Source organism: Pseudomonas sp. SD17-1, from assembly GCF_029201585.1.
Classification (GTDB): domain Bacteria; phylum Pseudomonadota; class Gammaproteobacteria; order Pseudomonadales; family Pseudomonadaceae; genus Aquipseudomonas; species Aquipseudomonas palmensis.
Map to the genome: position 1 here is coordinate 902,378 of NZ_CP104044.1, position 19,191 is coordinate 921,568.

Annotated in this window: 14 protein-coding genes and 1 pseudogene; 11 read left to right on the plus strand and 4 right to left on the minus strand. The window is 61.1% G+C overall.

Annotation, left to right across the window (positions count from 1 at the left end):
* The first annotated feature begins 191 nt into the window (after nucleotides 1-191).
* From N0B28_RS04050 to N0B28_RS04085, 8 genes are all read left to right on the plus strand, one after another.
* A complete protein-coding gene (locus N0B28_RS04050; RefSeq protein ID WP_043864364.1) occupies nucleotides 192-1,799 on the plus strand; it encodes a tetratricopeptide repeat-containing response regulator in 1,608 nt (535 codons plus the stop codon).
* On the plus strand, nucleotides 1,796-2,488 hold the full coding sequence (locus tag N0B28_RS04055; protein ID WP_054916226.1) for a HAMP domain-containing sensor histidine kinase: 693 nt from the start codon (nucleotides 1,796-1,798) through the stop codon (nucleotides 2,486-2,488). The genes N0B28_RS04050 and N0B28_RS04055 overlap by 4 nt, the downstream gene beginning before the upstream one ends.
* 156 nt (nucleotides 2,489-2,644) lie before the next feature.
* On the plus strand, nucleotides 2,645-3,952 hold the full coding sequence (locus tag N0B28_RS04060) for a carbohydrate porin (RefSeq protein WP_275730464.1): 1,308 nt from the start codon (nucleotides 2,645-2,647) through the stop codon (nucleotides 3,950-3,952).
* A gap of 278 nt (nucleotides 3,953-4,230) precedes the next feature.
* The gene (locus N0B28_RS04065; protein ID WP_054916224.1) at nucleotides 4,231-4,737 is read left to right on the plus strand and encodes a GNAT family N-acetyltransferase; all 507 of its coding nucleotides are present in this window, start codon (nucleotides 4,231-4,233) and stop codon (nucleotides 4,735-4,737) included.
* Nucleotides 4,738-5,072: 335 nt separating this feature from the next.
* On the plus strand, nucleotides 5,073-6,362 hold the full coding sequence (locus N0B28_RS04070) for a site-specific integrase (RefSeq protein ID WP_034039555.1): 1,290 nt from the start codon (nucleotides 5,073-5,075) through the stop codon (nucleotides 6,360-6,362).
* Entirely contained in the window at nucleotides 6,355-8,085 is a 1,731-nt protein-coding gene (locus N0B28_RS04075; RefSeq protein ID WP_034039553.1) for a site-specific integrase, read from the plus strand. Before N0B28_RS04070 ends, N0B28_RS04075 begins: the two co-directional genes overlap by 8 nt.
* Nucleotides 8,082-10,121 (plus strand): hypothetical protein, encoded by a 2,040-nt coding sequence (locus N0B28_RS04080; protein WP_034039551.1) that lies wholly within the window; start codon nucleotides 8,082-8,084, stop codon nucleotides 10,119-10,121. Before N0B28_RS04075 ends, N0B28_RS04080 begins: the two co-directional genes overlap by 4 nt.
* A 22-nt stretch (nucleotides 10,122-10,143) precedes the next feature.
* Nucleotides 10,144-10,566 (plus strand): hypothetical protein, encoded by a 423-nt coding sequence (locus N0B28_RS04085; RefSeq protein WP_173896084.1) that lies wholly within the window; start codon nucleotides 10,144-10,146, stop codon nucleotides 10,564-10,566.
* Between the two features lie 67 nt (nucleotides 10,567-10,633).
* Here the strand turns inward: N0B28_RS04085 and N0B28_RS04090 are convergent, their stop codons facing one another.
* Complete coding sequence (locus tag N0B28_RS04090) at nucleotides 10,634-13,324, minus strand: AAA family ATPase (protein ID WP_173895841.1); 2,691 nt, start codon at nucleotides 13,322-13,324, stop codon at nucleotides 10,634-10,636.
* A gap of 417 nt (nucleotides 13,325-13,741) precedes the next feature.
* A pseudogene (locus tag N0B28_RS04095) lies at nucleotides 13,742-15,493 on the minus strand (Tn3-like element TnAs1 family transposase); the annotation flags it as partial.
* A gap of 3 nt (nucleotides 15,494-15,496) precedes the next feature.
* On the opposite strand from N0B28_RS04095, the gene N0B28_RS04100 reads away from it, so the two are divergent.
* Nucleotides 15,497-15,889, plus strand: a complete 393-nt coding sequence (locus N0B28_RS04100; protein WP_001351729.1) for an isochorismatase family cysteine hydrolase — start codon at nucleotides 15,497-15,499, stop codon at nucleotides 15,887-15,889.
* Between the two features lie 137 nt (nucleotides 15,890-16,026).
* Nucleotides 16,027-16,911: an EamA family transporter gene (locus N0B28_RS04105; protein ID WP_000058717.1), complete on the plus strand. Its 885-nt coding sequence runs from the start codon at nucleotides 16,027-16,029 to the stop codon at nucleotides 16,909-16,911.
* A 31-nt stretch (nucleotides 16,912-16,942) separates the two neighbouring features.
* On the opposite strand, the gene tet(A) is transcribed toward N0B28_RS04105, so the two are convergent.
* Nucleotides 16,943-18,142 (minus strand): tetracycline efflux MFS transporter Tet(A), encoded by a 1,200-nt coding sequence (gene tet(A), locus N0B28_RS04110; protein WP_000804064.1) that lies wholly within the window; start codon nucleotides 18,140-18,142, stop codon nucleotides 16,943-16,945.
* A 105-nt stretch (nucleotides 18,143-18,247) separates the two neighbouring features.
* On the opposite strand from tet(A), the gene tetR(A) reads away from it, so the two are divergent.
* Complete coding sequence (tetR(A), locus tag N0B28_RS04115) at nucleotides 18,248-18,898, plus strand: tetracycline resistance transcriptional repressor TetR(A) (RefSeq protein ID WP_000164043.1); 651 nt, start codon at nucleotides 18,248-18,250, stop codon at nucleotides 18,896-18,898.
* 31 nt (nucleotides 18,899-18,929) lie between these two features.
* Here the strand turns inward: tetR(A) and N0B28_RS04120 are convergent, their stop codons facing one another.
* Nucleotides 18,930-19,172 carry a transposase gene (locus tag N0B28_RS04120; protein WP_000844627.1) on the minus strand — a complete coding sequence of 81 codons (243 nt, stop codon included), beginning with the start codon at nucleotides 19,170-19,172 and terminating at the stop codon, nucleotides 18,930-18,932.
* Nucleotides 19,173-19,191 lie beyond the last annotated feature (19 nt).

Sequence of the window (19,191 nt, forward strand, 5' to 3'; positions counted from 1 at the left end):
CCGCATGCTTGCGGCGCCTCAAGCAAAGTGCACGTGCTGCCGATAGCCTTTCCGAGGCCTGCAGCCGTTGACGTTGCTTGCCAAGCAGCATGCGCTGGCGATGATCGTCGCGCTGCTTGCGTCCTGAAGCCGAGCCTGTCCCTGTAGGCGCCTTGGCGCCGCTCTTCTTTCTTCCAAGTCAGGTTTTGTGGATGTTGGTGTATAGCCAAAAAAGTTTTCTGATCGTCGATGACTTCACCGACTTCCGCACGTCCGTGCGTTCGATGTTGCGGGAAATGGGTATCCGCGACGTCGATACTGCCGAGAGCGGCGAGACGGCGATTCGCATGTGCGGGCAGAAGCGCTATGACTTCATCCTGCACGACTTCCACCTGGGCGACGGCAAGAAGAACGGCCAGCAGGTGCTGGAAGACCTGATGATCGACAAGCTGATCAGCCACGAGGCGATCTTTGTCATGGTGACGGCCGAGAGCAGCCAGGCGGTGGTGCTCAGTGCCCTGGAGCACGAGCCGGACGCCTACCTGACCAAGCCCTTCAACCGCCTGGGGCTGACCCAGCGCCTGGACAAGCTGGTACAGCGCAAGACCCTGCTCAAGCCTATCTTGCAGGCGCTGGACCGTGGCCGACCGGCCGAAGTGCTGCTGGCCTGCGACAACCTGTGCAAGCAGGACCCGCGCTTCGCGCCGCTGTGCCTGCGCTACCGTGCCGACGCCCTGGGTGCCCTCAACCGGCATGAAGAGCTGGAGCGCTTTCTCAAGGCGATCCTGGCCAATCGCCCTACGCCATGGGCATACGCGGCGCTGGGCAAGCTGCTGTTCAAGCGCGGCCAGGCCGTCCAGGCCAAGGAAATCTACGAACAGGCGATCAAGGCGTTTTCGATGATGCCCGGCCTGTACGACGGCTTGGCCGACGTGCTGGCTGCCGCAGGTGAAACCCGCCGTGCCCAGTCGGTGCTCGAAGAGGCCGTACGCCTGTCGCCGCTGGCGGTCCGCCGGCAGATGCAACTGGGCAAGCTGGCCCTGGGCAACGCCGACTTCGACACCTCGTCGCGGGCCTATCGCCAGGCCGTGAGCCAGGGCCAGAATTCGCGTTTCAAAGACCCTGAAAGCAACCTGGGCCTGGCCCAGGCGCTGATCCAGAAGAACGTGGGCAACGGCCTGGATGCACGCACACGGGTGGAGCTGAACCAGGTGCTGGGCGATGTGGCCAAGGAGTACACCGACGACCAGGGCCTGCAGGTACGTGCGCGCTTGATCAAGGCCACCGGCCTGGCGCAGGCGGGCGATGCCGAGACGGCCGCCAAGCTCACCGAGGCGGCGGTTGCGCGGCTGGAGAACATGGACCAGTTCTTCTCGGCCGAAACCGCCCTGGCAGTGGCTGCGCAGTTGCAGCAACTGGGTCAGGAGGCGGCGGGCACGGCCATCCTCAAGAACTGCGTGGAAGTCTACGGTGACGACGCGAGCGTGATGCAGAGCATCGCCAAGCTGACCGACGACCCGACGATTCTGGGCGCCGGCAACGAAGCCGTCGACCTCAACCGCCAGGGCGTGCGCAGCTATCAGGCCGGCAAGGTCGGCGAGGCGCTGGAGCAGTTCCGGCGCGCGCTGGCGTTGCAGCCCAAGAACATCAGCATTGCACTGAACACTGCCCAGGCGCTGCTGCGCATGGCCGGGGAAAACCCCTCGAGCGCCGCGCTGGAGGAATGCCGCGCGTGCCTGGCCAAGGTGGCGGGCATTCCCAATACCGATCCGCGCTACGAGCGCTATCGAAAACTGCGTATCCGGGCGGTGGGCTCATGAGCAACGATTCCCAGGGGCTGGATTTTTCCACGGTGATCGCCTCCACCGTACACGACATGAAAAACTCCCTGGCGATGCTGATGCAGGCGCACAGCCAGTGGCTGTCGCGCCTGCCGGCCGCCCAGGCGCAAGGCCCGGAGCAGGCGGTGGTGGAGCACGAGTTCGCGCACCTCAACGGCATGCTCGTGCAGCTGCTGGGGTTGTACAAACTCGGGGTCAATCAGTTGCCCATGTGCCCCGACTACCATGACCTGGACGACTTCATCGGCGGCCTGCTGGCCTCCAATCAGCCGATCATCGACAGCCGCGAGATCATTGCGCGCTACGAGATCGATGCCTTCAACCCGCTGGGCTTCTTCGACCGCGAGCTGGTCGGTTCGGTGATCTCCAACGTGATCAACAACGCCATCCGCTATGCCGGGCACGCCTTGCTGGTCACGGTGGCGGAGCAGGGCGAGCAACTGGTGCTGAGCATCAATGACGACGGCCCGGGTTATCCACAGGGCATGATCGACCGTCAGGCCGACTACGTGCAGGGCATCAACCTGCACACCGGCAGCACCGGGTTGGGCCTGTACTTCGCTGAACGCATTGCTGCGCTGCACGAGCGCAACGGTGTGCGCGGGCGCATCGAGATCGCCAATGGCGGTGCCCTGGGCGGCGGCCTGTTCCAGCTGTACCTGCCCTGAGCCAGCCGCCGGTCGGCCAGGGCGTTGCACCAAAGTCTACAAATTAAACGGTTAGTACATAAAATCCCGTAACATAGGCCACCTGCATTTCTTGTGTCCCGGTTCGCGCCTTCGTCGCTGACCGGGTGGCGATCTATTGTCTTTCGGGAGGGCCGTTTGAGCCTCTTTTCGCGTTTTCCGTTCAGCCCCCTCGCGTTTGCCGTGGGCCTTTCTTCCAGCCTGCTGGCGTGTGCGGTGCAGGCCGATGCATTCGACAACCTTGTCGACAGCCCGACCCTGACCGGCGACTGGGGCGGCAGCCGCTCACGCCTGGAGGCGAGCGGCGTCAAGCTCACCGGCGAATATGTGTCGGAAACCATGGGCCTGGTCAGCGGTGGCCTCAAGCACGGTGCGCGCTATGCGCAGCAGGTCCGCCTGGGCGCCACCTTCGATCTCGAGACATTGCTGGACGAGGCGGATGCAGGCACGGTCCAGCTGACGATCAATGACCGGCGCGGCCACAGCGCCTCGCAAGACCTGGTGGGCAACCGGCTGCCGGTGCAGGAGATCTATGGCGGGCTGTACACGCGCCTGAGCGAACTGAGCTATGCGCGCAGCCTGTTCACCGACGACCTGAACGTCAAGCTCGGCTGGATGGCCATGGGCAATGACTTCGGCGGCATGGGCATCCTCACCAACTTCGTCAACGCAGGTTTCTGCGCGCACCCGCTGAGCATGTCCGGTGGCAGTGGCTGGGGCAACTACCCCACGGCGCACTGGGGCATGGAGCTGAAATACCGCATCAGCCCCGAGTGGACGGTGCAGACCGCCTGGTTCAACGTGAACCCCGAGACCAACAGCGCCTCGTCCAAGGCCTTCGACCTGACCTCCAGCGGCACCACCGGGGCCATCCTGCCGGTGGAGCTGATTTACAACAACCTGGCTACCTATGATGGGCAGTACAAGTTCGGCTGGTATTACGACACCTCCGACACTGCGCGCATCGGCCAGCCCGACAGCAAGGCGGCGGGGCGTCACGGTGCCTATGTCCTGGTCGATCAGATGGTATGGCGTTCGGATTCGACCCGGGGGCGCAGCGTACGCCTGTTCGCGCAGGCCACCGACACCGACACGGCCACTTCGCCGTTCTCGCACTGGTACGCGGCCGGAGCGGTGCTGAGCCGACCGTTCGCTTCGCGCGAGCATGACAACGTGGGGTTGGCATACGGCCGTGCGGTGTTCAACTCGCGCAGCCGCGATGTCCAGATCGCCAACCTGGAGCGCGGTGGCGACCTGGCCCAGGCGCAGAGTGTCAGCAACCTGGACATGGGCGAGCAGTTGGTGGAACTGAGCTACACCGCCCAGGTAACCCGCTGGCTGACGGTGCGCCCGAGCGTGCAGTACGTGATGGAGCCGGGTGCATTTTCCGGCAAGGACACCCAGGACGCGTTGCTGGCCGGCGTACAGGTGAAGGTGCAGTTCTGATGGAGTGAGCGCGATGCGCTTGTTCGCCGGGAGGCTGACCCCTGCACAGGACTGTAGGAGCCAGCCTTGCTGGCGAAGAGGGGTGCATGACATCATCCCGCGCCCAGATCGCCCAGGATGGCCTCGCCTTCATGCTTCGCACTGCACTGCTTGCCCTCGCTCTGTTGTCCTTCCCGAGTCGAACCGGTTCAGCGTCTACTCGCAGGGCGAATGGGTTGAGTTGTGACGCGAATCGTGGCTGACTGCGCGCTCTTTTTCATCGAGCCCCTGCCGTAGCCATGAGTGAACTCACCGTCGAACTGATCCCGACCGGCCCTGAACACATCGAGCTGATCCGCAACCTCTACCAGTTCTATGCCTACGAGTCCTCGGACTGGGAGCAGGAAGACGTCGAGGTGGACGGCCGTTTCTACATCCACGACGAACACCTGGCCCGCTACTGGCAGGAGCCGCAGTGGAGCGCCAACCTGATTCTGGTCGATGGCTACATCGCCGGCTTCCTGCTGGTCGAGCGCAGCGAACTGGCAGGGCTGGACGCACAGGAGCTGGCCGACCTGTTCATTCTCAAGCGCTACCGGCGCAAGGGCATCGGCCAGGCATTGGCTACCCAGGTGCTGATGAGTGGGGAAGGGGACTGGCTGGTGCGCTTCTATGACCAGGATGAAACCTCACAGGCGTTCTGGCGCAGCGTGCTCGACAACCTGCCACGGCCGGTGCAGGCCATCGAACTGGATGACGAGGGCGAGTTGCTGAGCTTTTTGATTACGCGGGCGGTCATGCATTGAAAGGGCCGGCTACCAGCGGCAAGCCTCACCAGACTTCATGGGGCTGGGCCCTGTAGTTTTTTTCGATGCGCTCGACCAGCAAGGGCGCGCTGATTAATCCTCGGGTGGGGTACTTCTGCTCTTGCGAGCTGAATGCCCTGTCCGGTCGATACTCTTCGTCACCGTCCCACAGCCAGAGCGAGCCACCCGGCCCACCCGCCCTTGTGCGGAATGTCAGAGATCCATACCGCCGTGCATTGACAATTATTCCAGCGATAAGAGTAAGTTGTATAGTGCGGACGCCTAAGCTATTGAGTTCTATCTATGGACATTGTTAAGCGTCCCAGGGGCGTTGAATGGCGACGCTAGAGCGCATTCATTTCGTGCCCCATTACCTCGTGCGCAGAGAGAACGCCGTCGCATACTCCCCCAGTAGCAGCCGGCCATCCATTGAGGGCTTGCCCCAAATCTTTTGGGCAGACTATGCACCTTGGAGGGAGGCAAACCTGTGGGCAGTGGAGCGAGCAACGACTGGTGACGCTTCTCTTAAGACCGTTGCCAGTAACATGAATGGCCTTCTCAATTACGCTAAATTTCTTGAATCTCGTGATTTGCAGTGGTTCGAGTTTCCCGCTCGCAAAGCTGACCGCTGCCTGGTGCTATACCGAGGGGCGTTGATCAAGATGCGCGATGCCGGCCAGATCGGCCCATCCACGGCGTCTGAGTACATGCGCAATTGCATCATGTTCTATCGGTGGGTAAGGCATAGGGAGCTTCTTTCTCCACACGTCCAGCTGTGGCGGGAAAAACCCTACGTCGTTAAATACTTCGACCGGGTGGGGTTCGAGCGAACGATCAGCGGAACCACCACCGACCTCAGCATCCCGAACCGTAAGCGCCCAGGCCAAACGCTTGAAGATGGGCTGTTGCCAGTCTCGGAGACCGATCGCGATGCAATTCTGGATTTCGCCGCAGAGAACGCCACGCCCGAGCTCTACCTCATGTTGGCCCTTGGATTTTTTACCGGGATGCGGCTCGGCAGCATCTGTGATCTCAAGATTCAGTCTCTGGAGCGCGCCGCCCCCGACCCTTCCGCTGAAGGGCTTCTACGCCTTGCAGTTGGTCCAGGCGCAGCTCCGCCAGTGCACACGAAATTCGGTGTGACTGGCCAGGTCTGGATACCCGAAGCGTTGCGTGATGAATTGCTGGAATATGCCAAAGGCTGGCGGAGGATGGAACGAGAGGCGAAAGCCTCGCCCGAGAATCGTGATTTGCTGTTCTTGACCCGCTTTGGTAACGCCTATGGCAGGCGCGGCACCGATCAGTCATCTGCTGTGAATGTTGAGATGTCCGAGTTTCGAAAACGGGGCGTCAAAGCAGAACTACAGGTGCTCCGTAAATTCCGCTTCCATCAGTCGCGCTGCACCTTCGGTACCGAATTGGCACGTCTGGCGCTATCGGCTTGTGCCGATGTCGCTATTGTAATTGCGACGGTCAGCGACGCGTTGCTCCATGGGCCTAACTCTGAAGCCACCACCTTCAAATACATCCGATTCGTACAGGCACTGCCGATCAAACAAGCCCTCTCAAATAGCTTCATGGCGGCATTTAGCGGGATCGGCGCTGGGGCGCGGCACGATGGATAGTTCCGAATTCGACCTCACTTTCCCGATGCTTGAGTATGGGGCCACTGAAACGCCCTGGGACCTCCGGCCGCTGCTGTTTCGCGGAGGTGCAGCAGCAAAGGTGAAGCATGTGGGCCGCCAGATCGCGCAGGGCGAACTCGGCAGTCCCTTGCCGGAACGTTTCGAGCTGGTGACGCAGCTGCATGAGCACATGACTGACGACCTTGCTGGTGGCGGAAGTCGCTTCTCGGTGCAGAACAAGATCAGTGCATTGCGCCGATTCTTTGCCTGGATCGATTCAGAAAACGTGAATCTCAGTCTCGAGACGGCGGCCGACACGTTCATTCGTTGGACCGATCACTTGCTCCAGCGTCATCGAGTCGAACGCAATTTCAGCGATGGGTCCCTGTACGATCTCACCAGGCTCACGGCGACGATGCTGGACCGAGCATTGGACCGCCAAGCAAGCCTGAGCAAGAGCACACGTATTCGCAAGCCGCGCGGCAAAGGCAAGGTACATACGAGCAAAGCGGACAAGCAGAATCTGCAAAACACCTTCGCATTCGGACACCTTCTAGCTGACGTATGCGAGGCATTGACCTGGAGGGGGACAATGGCCCCCCTCCCAGTTTGTATTTCGTTACGCACCGGCCAAGTGCTGGAACTATGGTCGGGATTGCAGAGCCCCGAGAAAGTAGCGGCCCGCCGTACCAGGCCGCAAAACCAAGCGCAAATCGAAGCATCCCTGGCGGCGCGTGCCGCCCACGATGCAGATCGGACACTGCGGACCCGTTTCCCCATCGTCAATTTACGGATCGAGAGTGAATTGCTGATGTTCATCGCCCAGACCGGTCTGAACCTCCAGCAAGCACATACCCTGCGGGTTGAGCAGTTTCATTACACCAGCCACATAGACGGCTACCAGGTACGTACCTACAAAAATCGACGGGAAGGAGAAGTGCTATTCGAGATCTTTGCCAGTTATCGAGAGTGGTTCGAGCGCTATCTCGAATGGCGTTCCGAATGGTTTCCCAATGAGCCGGATGGTTTGCTCTTTCCGCTTATACGTAGCGGGGGACGAATCCTAGAAGAGGCGACGCAGTTCACGAACGTTACGCGCATCTGCCGCGAGCTTGGCATACCGATAGTGAGACCGCGAAAACTGCGCGGGACGCGCATCAACTGGTTGCTTCGGGAGTCCCAGAATCCCCAACAGGTTGCGGAGTTGGCCCAGCATACGGTGCAAACGCTGATACGCGTATATGCCGACCCCCATCCGCAGATCGCTATGGTGGAAATTACGCGCTTCCATCAGCAAACCGATCCGTCCCTTTCACCTCCTGCTCCTGGTAGATGTGTATCGGCCACACCTGAACCAGTGGGCACGATGCCGAAGAATGGTCCGCGACCCGACTGCATCAATGCTGCCGGTTGCCTGTTCTGTACCCAGCACCGGGATATCGAAAGTGAGGATCATGTGTGGTCTCTCGGTAGCTTGCGCCACCTCAAATCGCTTGAACTGGCACGCTACCGCCCATCCAGTTCGGGTAAGCACCTGACGACAGAGCATCCGGCCCTGCTGGTGATCGATCGGCTGACGGCCAAACTGCGCTTCTTCGAAGAAAGTAGCGAGGTCCGCAGGCTTTGGGTCGAAGAAGCCAGAGCGCGCATAAGTGAAGGTGACTACCACCCGGCCTGGGATGGCTTCATCCGATTGGCAGAACTGCGACAAAGATCAGCATGACGAAAAATATTCTTTCCGAACTTGGCCTCGGCATCGACTCGCCCCTAGCGATTCCTGATGCGCCGAACTACCGTCCGCCGTGCTGGCCACCGCAGCGTGATTGGCCGGTCATCATAGATGCCGCTGGCCAGGTGGTGAGCCGTTGGGGCGATGCCATTTGGCGGCTCGACCCATGGGCGGGAAAACGGCTCACTCTCAATTTCGGCGATGGCCCAGCTAAGAAATATGTCGCCGCGATCGATCCTGCGAACGCCGATTTATTGCGGACCGTAATCGGCTGGTGGCTATACGGCCCCAATGGAGCCCGTGGATACCGAGGCCTGAAAACGCGCTTCGACCAGATGCGTCGGCTGTTCGTCTTGTGCACTCAAGAAGGCATTCTCGCATCCGAACTGAGTCATTTTCCGCGCGTTGCCGACCGTCTCCCGGAGGTGCTCCAGGCTTCCCGGTCCGGTGAGTTCTTGGCATTGCTGCACGAACTGTACGAGCGGCGGGATGCGCTGGGGTTCACCTTGTTGGATCGCGCAGGGTTGGCACGCCTCGCAGCGGCCATGCCCGACCACCAGAAGCTCCAGACCCCCTATATCCCGCCCCGCATTTGGCACTATCAAATCACACGCTTGCGCGAATGCCTGGATGACTTTTTGGCGCATCGAGGCCAAGTCGAGGAGTGCTTCCGCTTCTGTCTGGCTGCCTATCGGCACAACTCTGCCAGTCTCCAAGGACAACGCAGGCCACAATCGTTCTATCCGTTTCAGTGGCCGTCGGATGGATCAAACGGAAAGTGGACTGGGCGGCAGTACTACGGCCCATTCATCGACACCGCGCATCGGTTTGGCATGGTGGAACTATTTCGTCGCTGGCTGGGAGTGAGCGACGACGAAATTCGCATTCAAACTCTGAGTCGCTACCTCAACCTCGTGAGTCGATCTGGACTGTGCTATCTGCTGAACTTCAGCCTCATGCGAGTCGAAGAGGCTTGGAACCTGCGCGCCGATTGCTTGCACATAGAACGTGATCCGCAGTTTGGCGACATCCATGTATTGTGCGGACGAACGACCAAGACGATGTCGGATTCTGAGGCACTTTGGGTGACGTCCCCGTCAGCTCAGGTGGCAGTTGAAGCCATGCGTGTGGTCGCAGACCTCCGCGCAGAATGCGACTCTCCCCCCGGCGAGGCCTCGGTGCCGGATGATCCGGCCAAGCGCTATCTGCTTGATTATTGCCTTGAACCGTGGGGAACGAAGTTCACCAAGATCAACCGCACGATTCGGCCATCGATTCCGAGCTATGCCCATGTGCTTCAGTGGTTCGACAAGCTGTTCGACCGTGAGCAATTGCGCATTACGCCGGAAGATTTCGAATTGGCTCGGTTGGTGACGCCGACGCTGACCGACGAGTTTGCGGTCGGCAAAATCTGGCCGTTGGCCTGGCATCAACTCCGACGAACCGGCGCAGTGAATATGCAGGCATCCGGGCTGGTCAGCGACGCTTCATTGCAGTTTCAGCTAAAGCACGTCGCCAGAGCGATGAGTCTCTACTACGGGCAAAACCATTCCAGGGTACGGCTGGAAGAGAAGGCCCATACCTACTACGTCCGCACCATGTACGAAACTTTGGGTAGGCAGCTGCAACAGCTGACGAGCAACCGATTCGTCAGCCCCCACGGCGAGAAGCGAAAATCTGAGATTGTCCGCCTGATCTCAGCCTCTGATGCTAAGAAAGCGATCAATCTGGCTAAGAAGGGGACGGTCACTCATCGACCGATTTTGCTGGGCATCTGCACGAGCCGTACCCCCTGTCCCTATGGGGGCATCGACAATATCGCTCGCTGCGGAGGGGGCGATTCCCCCGGAGAAACCAAACCATGTGCGGACGTTCTCTATGACCCCGAGCAACTCGACGAAGTCGAAGTGTTGGAGGCGGTATTGGATGAGCGCCTGGCCGCTGCCGAGGTAGATAGTCCGCTAAGGACTTCGTTGGAAGCCCAGAAACGTAGTGTGGAGAATTATCGCCATGTCATCCGGCAAACCTGAATCCGCTGACTCGGCTAAGCGAATGAGTGCCGGCGAGCAGTATCGCGCAGCGTTCGAGCGGCTGAAGAGCAACAAGCCCGAACGACTGCCGAAGGGGACGCCTGTAAGTCAGAACAACGTTGCCAAGGAAGCCGGCAGCGACCCCTCTGCACTGAAAAAAGCTCGTTTCCCCCTACTGATCGCTGAGATCCAAAAGTACGTGGAAGGACACGCTGAGCAACGTCCGCCATCAGTGCGCCAAGTCAACTTATTAGCCCGCAGAAAAAATCGTGGACTTCGAGAACGGATCGAGGAAATCACGCAGCAGCGTGACCACCTAGCCAGCCTACTCGGTGAGGCCGACGCCACCATTCTTGAGCTGTACGACCGTATTGCGGACTTGGAGCGCCAACTGCCGGCCTCCAATGTGCTTCCTCTTAATCCGCGAGGCCACAAAAAACTTTGAAACGGAGAGCTCGCAATATTCGAAAGAAACACAGCCATGCCCGACCAGCCCGGCATGAAACGTCGGGCTAGCCGCCGAAGAGCTTCTTGCGTTGCGCGGTCCGCTCCCGGCGTAGATTCTCGTAGGCAGTTCGGCGTTTAGTCGCGTTTTTGATTAATTCCAGGACCTGGGCGATATCGCCGAGCAACTCCTCGCGCGCGGGAAGCGGTAGTTGGCGCTCGCCTGGGGTGTCGTGGGCCTCGGTAGCTTCGCAGGCCCGCGCATACACTGCCAGCAACTGCTCCCACTCCTCTGCGGGGTAGCCAATGACAGCACCAAATGCTTCTACGCTCACCACATCACTGAACGGCTGGACGGTATTGTTCAAAAAAACCTCGCGGATTGCGCGCTCGACAGTGCCTCGGAGGCTTGAGTATCCCGATGCAATTTGCCGCTCAAGCTCATCATCCGGGTCGCTGCCGACCGGAACGTTCAGCGCTTTCGCACGACTTTCGAGATCAGCCAGGCGGGCCTTGGTGTCCATCGTCGCCCACGTCAGCCCCTCGCTCACTAGTCCCGGCGACTCGTCCCAACCGATGGTCTTGTAGCTGGCCGAGCGATCAGCACGCTGAAGCGCCATCGCGAGCTCGGTCAGGAACACCGCATCATGGGTGAACACCAGCACTTGGCGGGTCTCAGCCAGCGCTACCAAACGCCGAGCTATGGCCCGACGATATACGTGATCCAGCGACGTAGACGGATCGTCGAAAATAACGGTCGAAGTATGTGGCAGGGATTCGAGCTCGGCGAGGAACATAGCCATCCCCAACGCGCGCTGCTCGCCCTCTGACAGCACCTTGGAGGCTTTCGCCGTGATTTCCTGCAGGCGCAGCGTGACCTTGGTCACCCCCAGCTCTGTGCGCCCGCTCAGGTCGGGTTGCACCCGTCGCTTATAGCCCAGGGCTTTCAACTCAGCATTCATAGAAGCGGCCAGAGCCTCGGTCACATGCGTCGCCGCCAGGGACGTCAGTTTGCGTGACACTGCCGCTGGGTTGAGGGCGGCATGGCAGCGGCTCAATGTGGCATGGACCTGACTGTCCTGAACAAAGCGCTCCACCGCGCCAAGCTGGTTGGCGAGGCGTTGTCGGGCTTCTAGCTCTGCCAGTTCTTGGGTCAGCGCCAAGCGTAGAGCGGGATCGGCAGAGGTCCGCAGGGTATTGGCGTCGACTCGGAGCGAAGCAGCTTTGGCGGCGAAGAGACTATCGAGGTTTGCTTCGATAGGAAGCGGTTCTGACTCGGGGGACCAGTTTCCAGTTTGCAGGGCTTGGCTAACCCAAGTATGCCGGGCGGTCCAGACCGATGCCGCTGCGGTGATGGCAGCGTGTAGGTCGGGCAGTCGCTCCTCCACGTCAGCCCGTGTTGGCACATCCAGAACGTTTAGATCGACAGCCTGCACCTTCCCTAGAGCGTTCATGCGCGCAAGCGTGGCGGCTTGCGCATCCGCCGTGGCGCTGTCGGCGACAAATGCCGCGAAACGCCGCATGCGCTCCGAGGCATCCGTTGAATAAGGTTGCTGGCAGAGTACGCAGTAAGCGTCCGGTTCCAGGTGCGGGAAGGGATGTTCAGGGTATGCCGTCTGCTGAGAGAAAGCCTCAGCGGCTCGGTACATCGTTTGCCAGAGTTCAGCTCCTGTGCCTTCCAGCAGCGTGGCGGTGGGTGAGGACGTTACCGGCAACTCCATGGCGTTCAGTGTGTCTCGATCCTGAAGACGCGCTTGCGCCAGTTGCATGGCGAGATGCGCGGTTTTTTCCGTTGTAATCAGTTCCTTTGCCCGTGCTATGGCACGATCATTCACCCAGCGCTGGACTTCCTCGGCTCGACGCTGCGCCTGGTCCAAGCGTGTCGCCAAACGTTCCAAGGCCAGCGCCTGCGGCACAGGATCGCTTTCCAGTAATGTCCGCTTCAGAAACTCCAGTCGCCGGAGTTCATCGTCACCGACCGTCCCTAATCGAGCAAGCACGGCGCGGTCCGAGTCCCCACCTAATTTGGCGATGTAGCGGCCGACTTCGGTGTCACCCTTCAGCGGTTCGAATTGCCGGGTATCCAGAGCCAAGGCATTGCGTTCGGTCCCAATCCGTGCCTGTAAATCACGCTGAAGTAGGACCAGGCGCGTCAGATGAGTGAGTCCGTAGGGCTGAAATGCAGGGGTCCCTTCCGCGTCGATGTAGTCATTGGCACAGGCCGCGTCGTAGACCGAGACCGAACTCAAATGCAAATGGGCCGGCCCGTTCTGGACCCAACGTGCGGTTTCCGGAGTGCCATCCACCAAAATGGCGAAATCTGCTGATGGCAGTCTAGCTGGGGTTGCCGCCCCAAAAGCGTCGGGCAGGACCTCCACCCGATGCCGAGCGTTGCAGGCATTCTTGAAGACGCGGGCGTAGCCGGATTTGCCGGCGCCGTTATGACCAAAGAAAATGGTCATGCCCTCCGGTGCGAGGTCAAAGGCACGACCGGACGGGAAGCCGTTTACCTGGTCTAGCCCCGAGACACCCACCAACCGCACGGTTGCGCCACTTCCGGCGCCTGGTACGTCGTCCAGCGTGAATGGCCGTGCTCCCCCCGTGGTTGCGTCTTCCCGTTCTTGCTCGCGAACCATTCGCAGAATGGTCTCGATGTCATCTTGGGTTAGTTCGGCCCGGGCAAATATCCGGCGCAGTGCTTCCTGCTGCCAGGGTCTGAGTCCGCCGGCCCACCCAATAATCTCGTCCAACAATGGCATATCCGTCTCCTTTCCAGATCCGCCGATTAAAGGCCGCGCCCAGTTGGATGGCAAGTGGCCAGCGCCTTCGAGGTGCTTCGCCGTGTTCCGTTTGCCTGCCTTCCTGACCGCCACCCTAGTGGCTTGTCCGGTCGTGACGCTACACGGGCAGAATTTCTGCATGCTGGCCAGTATCAAGCCGCTCTAAAGTCCGCTACCGGAAAGCGCTGTTTAGCGGTGAGAGACGGGGAAAGTGCGGAAGCTACTACCGACGCAAGCGATGTGGTGAGCAGTCCTCAGGTATGTGCGAAATTGCACTCCTCTTGACCACCAATTTGGGTTGGCGTTGACCACGGATTGCGTTCAACTTGACCAGGGCGTGTCACTGTCACGACCGTCAGAGAAGGGGAGCCCGCAGAATTCGGAAAAAATCGTACGCTAAGGTTTTCCGGGCATCCGTAAGGGCCGAAACTTCCCGTCTTCCAGTCTGCGGCTCTGCCGCCAGACGTAATCGCCGGTTAGGTTGATGTGCTCCCAGCCCAGCGGCGACAGGAATTGCAGCAGCTCGCCGTCCACCGGCTTGCCGGCCTCGACCAACCCCTGGGTGGCGCGTTCCAGGTACACCGTGTTCCACAGCACGATAGCCGCCGTCACCAGGTTGAGGCCGCTGGCCCGGTAGCGCTGCTGCTCGAAGCTCCGATCCCTGATTTCCCCAAGGCGGTTGAAGAACACCGCCCTGGCCAGCGAGTTGCGCGCCTCACCTTTGTTCAGGCCGGCATGCACGCGGCGGCGCAGTTCAACACTTTGCAGCCAGTCCAGGATGAACAGCGTGCGCTCGATCCGGCCCAGCTCGCGCAGGGCCACGGCCAGTCCGTTCTGGCGCGGGTAGCTGCCGAGCTTGCGCAGCATCAGCGAGGCGGTGACGGTGCCCTGCTTGATCGAGCTGGCCAGGCGCAGGATGTCGTCCCAGTGGGCACGCACGTGCTTGATGTTCAGGGTGCCGCCGATCAGCGGGCGCAACGTCGGGTAGGCTTGCACGCCCTGCGGCACGTACAGCTTGGTTTCGCCGAGGTCGCGGATGCGCGGCGCGAAGCGGAAGCCTAGCAGGTGCATCAGGGCAAAGACGTGATCGGTGAAGCCGGCCGTGTCGGTGTAGTGCTCCTCGATCCGCAGGTCGGACTCGTGGTACAGCAGGCCGTCGAGCACATAGGTGGAATCGCGGACGCCGACATTCACCACGCGGGTGCTGAACGGCGCGTACTGGTCGGAGATATGGGTATAGAACAGCCGTCCCGGCTCGCTACCGTACTTCGGGTTGACGTGCCCGGTGCTCTCGCCCCGGCCACCCGCGCGGAAGCGCTGGCCATCGGAGGATGAGGTCGTGCCGTCGCCCCAGTGGGCGGCAAAGGCGTGGCGATACTGGTGGTTGACCAGCTCGGCCAAGGCCGCCGAATAGGTTTCGTCGCGGATGTGCCAGGCTTGCAGCCAGGACAGCTTGGCGTAGGTCAGGCCGGGGCTCGACTCGGCCATCTTGGTCAGCCCGAGGTTGATCGCATCACCGAGGATTGCGGACAGCAGCAACGTCCTGTCTTTGGCCTCGGCCCCGTCCTTCAAGTGGGTGAAGTGGCGGCTGAAGCCCGTCCAGTCGTCCACGTCCATCAGCAGTTCGGTGATCTTGATGCGCGGCAGTAACTGGCTGGTTTGGTCGATCAGCGCCTGCGCCCGATCCGGCACCGCCGCATCCAGCGGGGTGATTTTCAGCCCTGACTCGGTGAGGATGGCATCGGGCAGCTCGTTGTCCTTGGCCAGGCGGGTGACGGTGGCCAACTGCTCGTCCAGCAGCTGCAAACGCTCTTCCAGGTACTGGTCGCTGTTCGGGTTGATCGCCAGGGGCAGGGCCTGCTCGCGCTTGAGTGCGGCGAACTTCTCGGCCGGCAGCAGGTAGTCGTCGAAGTCGCGGAACTGCCGCGAGCCCTTGACCCAGATGTCGCCGGAGCGCAGGGCGTTCTTCAGCTCGGACAGGGCGCAGATTTCGTAGAATTTCCGGTCGAGGCCTTCCGGGGTGATCACCAGCGGCTTCCAGCGCGGCTTGATGAAGGCCGTGGGTGCATCGGCCGGCACCTTGCGCAGGTTGTCGGCGTTCATCTCACGCAGGGTCTGCACGGCTGCCAGCACGCCTTGCGCGGCCGGCCCGTGCTGTTCCCCAACTTTTCGCTCGGCGAAGAGTATGAACATGCGCCGCCGGCGACGAATCGCCAAATCTCACCGTATCTCCCGAGCGGACGATTTCGCACCGGTCTGCCCGTCGAAGGGCTTGCGATCGAACGGGGCGACCTTTTCTATGCATGTCCGCGAGCCAGCGTCTTTTATGGCACGGCGCTCGACGCCGACCTTCGGACGCGCGGCGTAAGCACGCTTGTCATGGCCGGGATAAGCACCACCGGCGTTGTTCTTTCAAGCGTCGCCTGGGCTAGTGATGCGGACTACGACGTGCGTTTGGTCCAGGACTGCTGCTACGACCCGGATCGGGATGCCCACGAAGCTCTGTTGCGTTCCGGGTTCGGCGGACGTGTACAGGTCGTGTAATTTTCGGGCCTCGCATGATCGCGGCCATAGCCGCAGGTGGATTGGTGCGAGGCAGGGCCAGTCCAAGTCAGGGTGCGGTCATCGCGGCGCCTGCAACTCTCAAAAACCCATCGCCGTAGCGGAGGTCTTGTAATCGCATGTCATTACGCACGCCCGATTTATTGTTCACAGCGATAGCACCTGCCATTTGGGGCAGCACCTACATTGTCACCACCCAATACCTGCCGAACTTCTCACCGATGACGGTCGCGATGCTGCGGGCGTTGCCGGCGGGTTTATTGCTCGTGATGATCGTCCGACAGATTCCAACGGGAATCTGGTGGATGCGCATCTTCATCCTCGGCGCACTTAATATTTCGCTATTCTGGAGCTTGTTGTTTATTTCGGTCTACCGCCTGCCGGGCGGGGTCGCGGCGACGGTAGGCGCTGTGCAGCCGCTGATGGTCGTGTTCATCTCTGCCGCTCTGCTAGGTAGCCCGATACGATTGATGGCGGTCCTGGGGGCTATTTGCGGAACTGCGGGCGTGGCGCTGTTGGTGTTGACACCAAACGCAGCGCTAGATCCTGTCGGCGTCGCAGCGGGCCTGGCGGGGGCGGTTTCCATGGCGTTCGGAACCGTGCTGACCCGCAAGTGGCAACCTCCCGTGCCTCTGCTCACCTTTACCGCCTGGCAACTGGCGGCCGGAGGACTTCTGCTCGTTCCAGTAGCTTTAGTGTTTGATCCGCCAATCCCGATGCCTACAGGAACCAATGTTCTCGGCCTGGCGTGGCTCGGCCTGATCGGAGCGGGTTTAACCTACTTCCTTTGGTTCCGGGGGATCTCGCGACTCGAACCTACAGTTGTTTCCTTACTGGGCTTTCTCAGCCCGGGGACCGCCGTGTTGCTAGGATGGTTGTTCTTGGATCAGACGCTGAGTGCGCTTCAAATCATCGGCGTCCTGCTCGTGATCGGGAGTATCTGGCTGGGCCAACGTTCCAACCGCACTCCTAGGGCGCGTATAGCTTGCCGGAAGTCGCCTTGACCCGCATGGCATAGGCCTATCGTTTCCACGATCAGCGATCGGCTCGTTGCCCTGCGCCGCTCCAAAGCCCGCGACGCAGCGCCGGCAGGCAGAGCAAGTAGAGGGCAGCGCCTGCAATCCATGCCCACCCGTTCCACGTTGTTATAGAAGCCGCATAGATCGCCGTGAAGAGGAGGGGTCCGACGATCGAGGTCAGGCTGGTGAGCGCCGCCAGTGAGCCTTGCAGCTGCCCCTGACGTTCCTCATCCACCTGCCTGGACAACATTGCTTGCAGCGCCGGCATTCCGATGCCACCCGAAGCAAGCAGGACCATGATCGGGAACGCCATCCATCCCCGTGTCGCGAAGGCAAGCAGGATGTAGCCTGTGCCGTCGGCAATCATTCCGAGCATGAGTGCCCGCCTTTCGCCGAGCCGGGCGGCTACAGGGCCGGTGATCATTGCCTGGGCGAGTGAATGCAGAATGCCAAATGCGGCAAGCGAAATGCCGATCGTGGTCGCGTCCCAGTGAAAGCGATCCTCGCCGAAAATGACCCAAAGCGCGGCCGGCACCTGTCCGACAAGTTGCATGATGAAGAAGACCGCCATCAGGGCGGCGACGACGGTCATGCCCCGGGCCCACCGGAACGAAGCGAGCGGGTTGAGAGCCTCCCGGCGTAACGGCCGGCGTTCGCCTTTGTGCGACTCCGGCAAAAGGAAACAGCCCGTCAGGAAATTGAGGCCGTTCAAGGCTGCCGCGGCGAAGAACGGAGCGTGGGGGGAGAAACCGCCCATCAGCCCACCGAGCACAGGTCCCGCGACCATCCCGAACCCGAAACAGGCGCTCATGAAGCCGAAGTGCCGCGCGCGCTCATCGCCATCAGTGATATCGGCAATATAAGCGCCGGCTACCGCCCCAGTCGCCCCGGTGATGCCGGCCACGATCCGCCCGATATAGAGAACCCAAAGGAAAGGCGCCGTCGCCATGATGGCGTAGTCGACAGCAGCGCCGGCCAGCGAGACGAGCAAGACCGGCCGCCGCCCGAAACGATCCGACAGCGCGCCCAGCACAGGTGCGCAGGCAAATTGCATCAACGCATACAGCGCCAGCAGAATGCCATAGTGGGCGGTGACGTCGTTCGAGTGAACCAGATCGCGCAGGAGGCCCGGCAGCACCGGCATAATCAGGCCGATGCCGACAGCGTCGAGCGCGACAGTGCTCAGAATTACGATCAGGGGTCTGTTGGGTTTCACGTCTGGCCTCCGGACCAGCCTCCGCTGGTCCGATTGAACGCGCGGATTCTTTATCACTGATAAGTTGGTGGACATATTATGTTTATCAGTGATAAAGTGTCAAGCATGACAAAGTTGCAGCCGAATACAGTGATCCGTGCCGCCCTGGACCTGTTGAACGAGGTCGGCGTAGACGGTCTGACGACACGCAAACTGGCGGAACGGTTGGGGGTTCAGCAGCCGGCGCTTTACTGGCACTTCAGGAACAAGCGGGCGCTGCTCGACGCACTGGCCGAAGCCATGCTGGCGGAGAATCATACGCATTCGGTGCCGAGAGCCGACGACGACTGGCGCTCATTTCTGATCGGGAATGCCCGCAGCTTCAGGCAGGCGCTGCTCGCCTACCGCGATGGCGCGCGCATCCATGCCGGCACGCGACCGGGCGCACCGCAGATGGAAACGGCCGACGCGCAGCTTCGCTTCCTCTGCGAGGCGGGTTTTTCGGCCGGGGACGCCGTCAATGCGCTGATGACAATCAGCTACTTCACTGTTGGGGCCGTGCTTGAGGAGCAGGCCGGCGACAGCGATGCCGGCGAGCGCGGCGGCACCGTTGAACAGGCTCCGCTCTCGCCGCTGTTGCGGGCCGCGATAGACGCCTTCGACGAAGCCGGTCCGGACGCAGCGTTCGAGCAGGGACTCGCGGTGATTGTCGATGGATTGGCGAAAAGGAGGCTCGTTGTCAGGAACGTTGAAGGACCGAGAAAGGGTGACGATTGATCAGGACCGCTGCCGGAGCGCAACCCACTCACTACAGCAGAGCCATGTAGACAACATCCCCTCCCCCTTTCCACCGCGTCAGACGCCCGTAGCAGCCCGCTACGGGCTTTTTCATGCCCTGCCCTAGCGTCCAAGCCTCACGGCCGCGCTCGGCCTCTCTGGCGGCCTTCTGGCGCTCCTGCTGCGGCGTCCGCTCGTGGGCCGTGGCGCGGGTCCGCGCGCCGGCCTCGTGCGCCTGGCGCTCGCGGGCGAGGTCCAGGGCGGCCGTCTTCACGTTCTGCCTTGCGCAGATG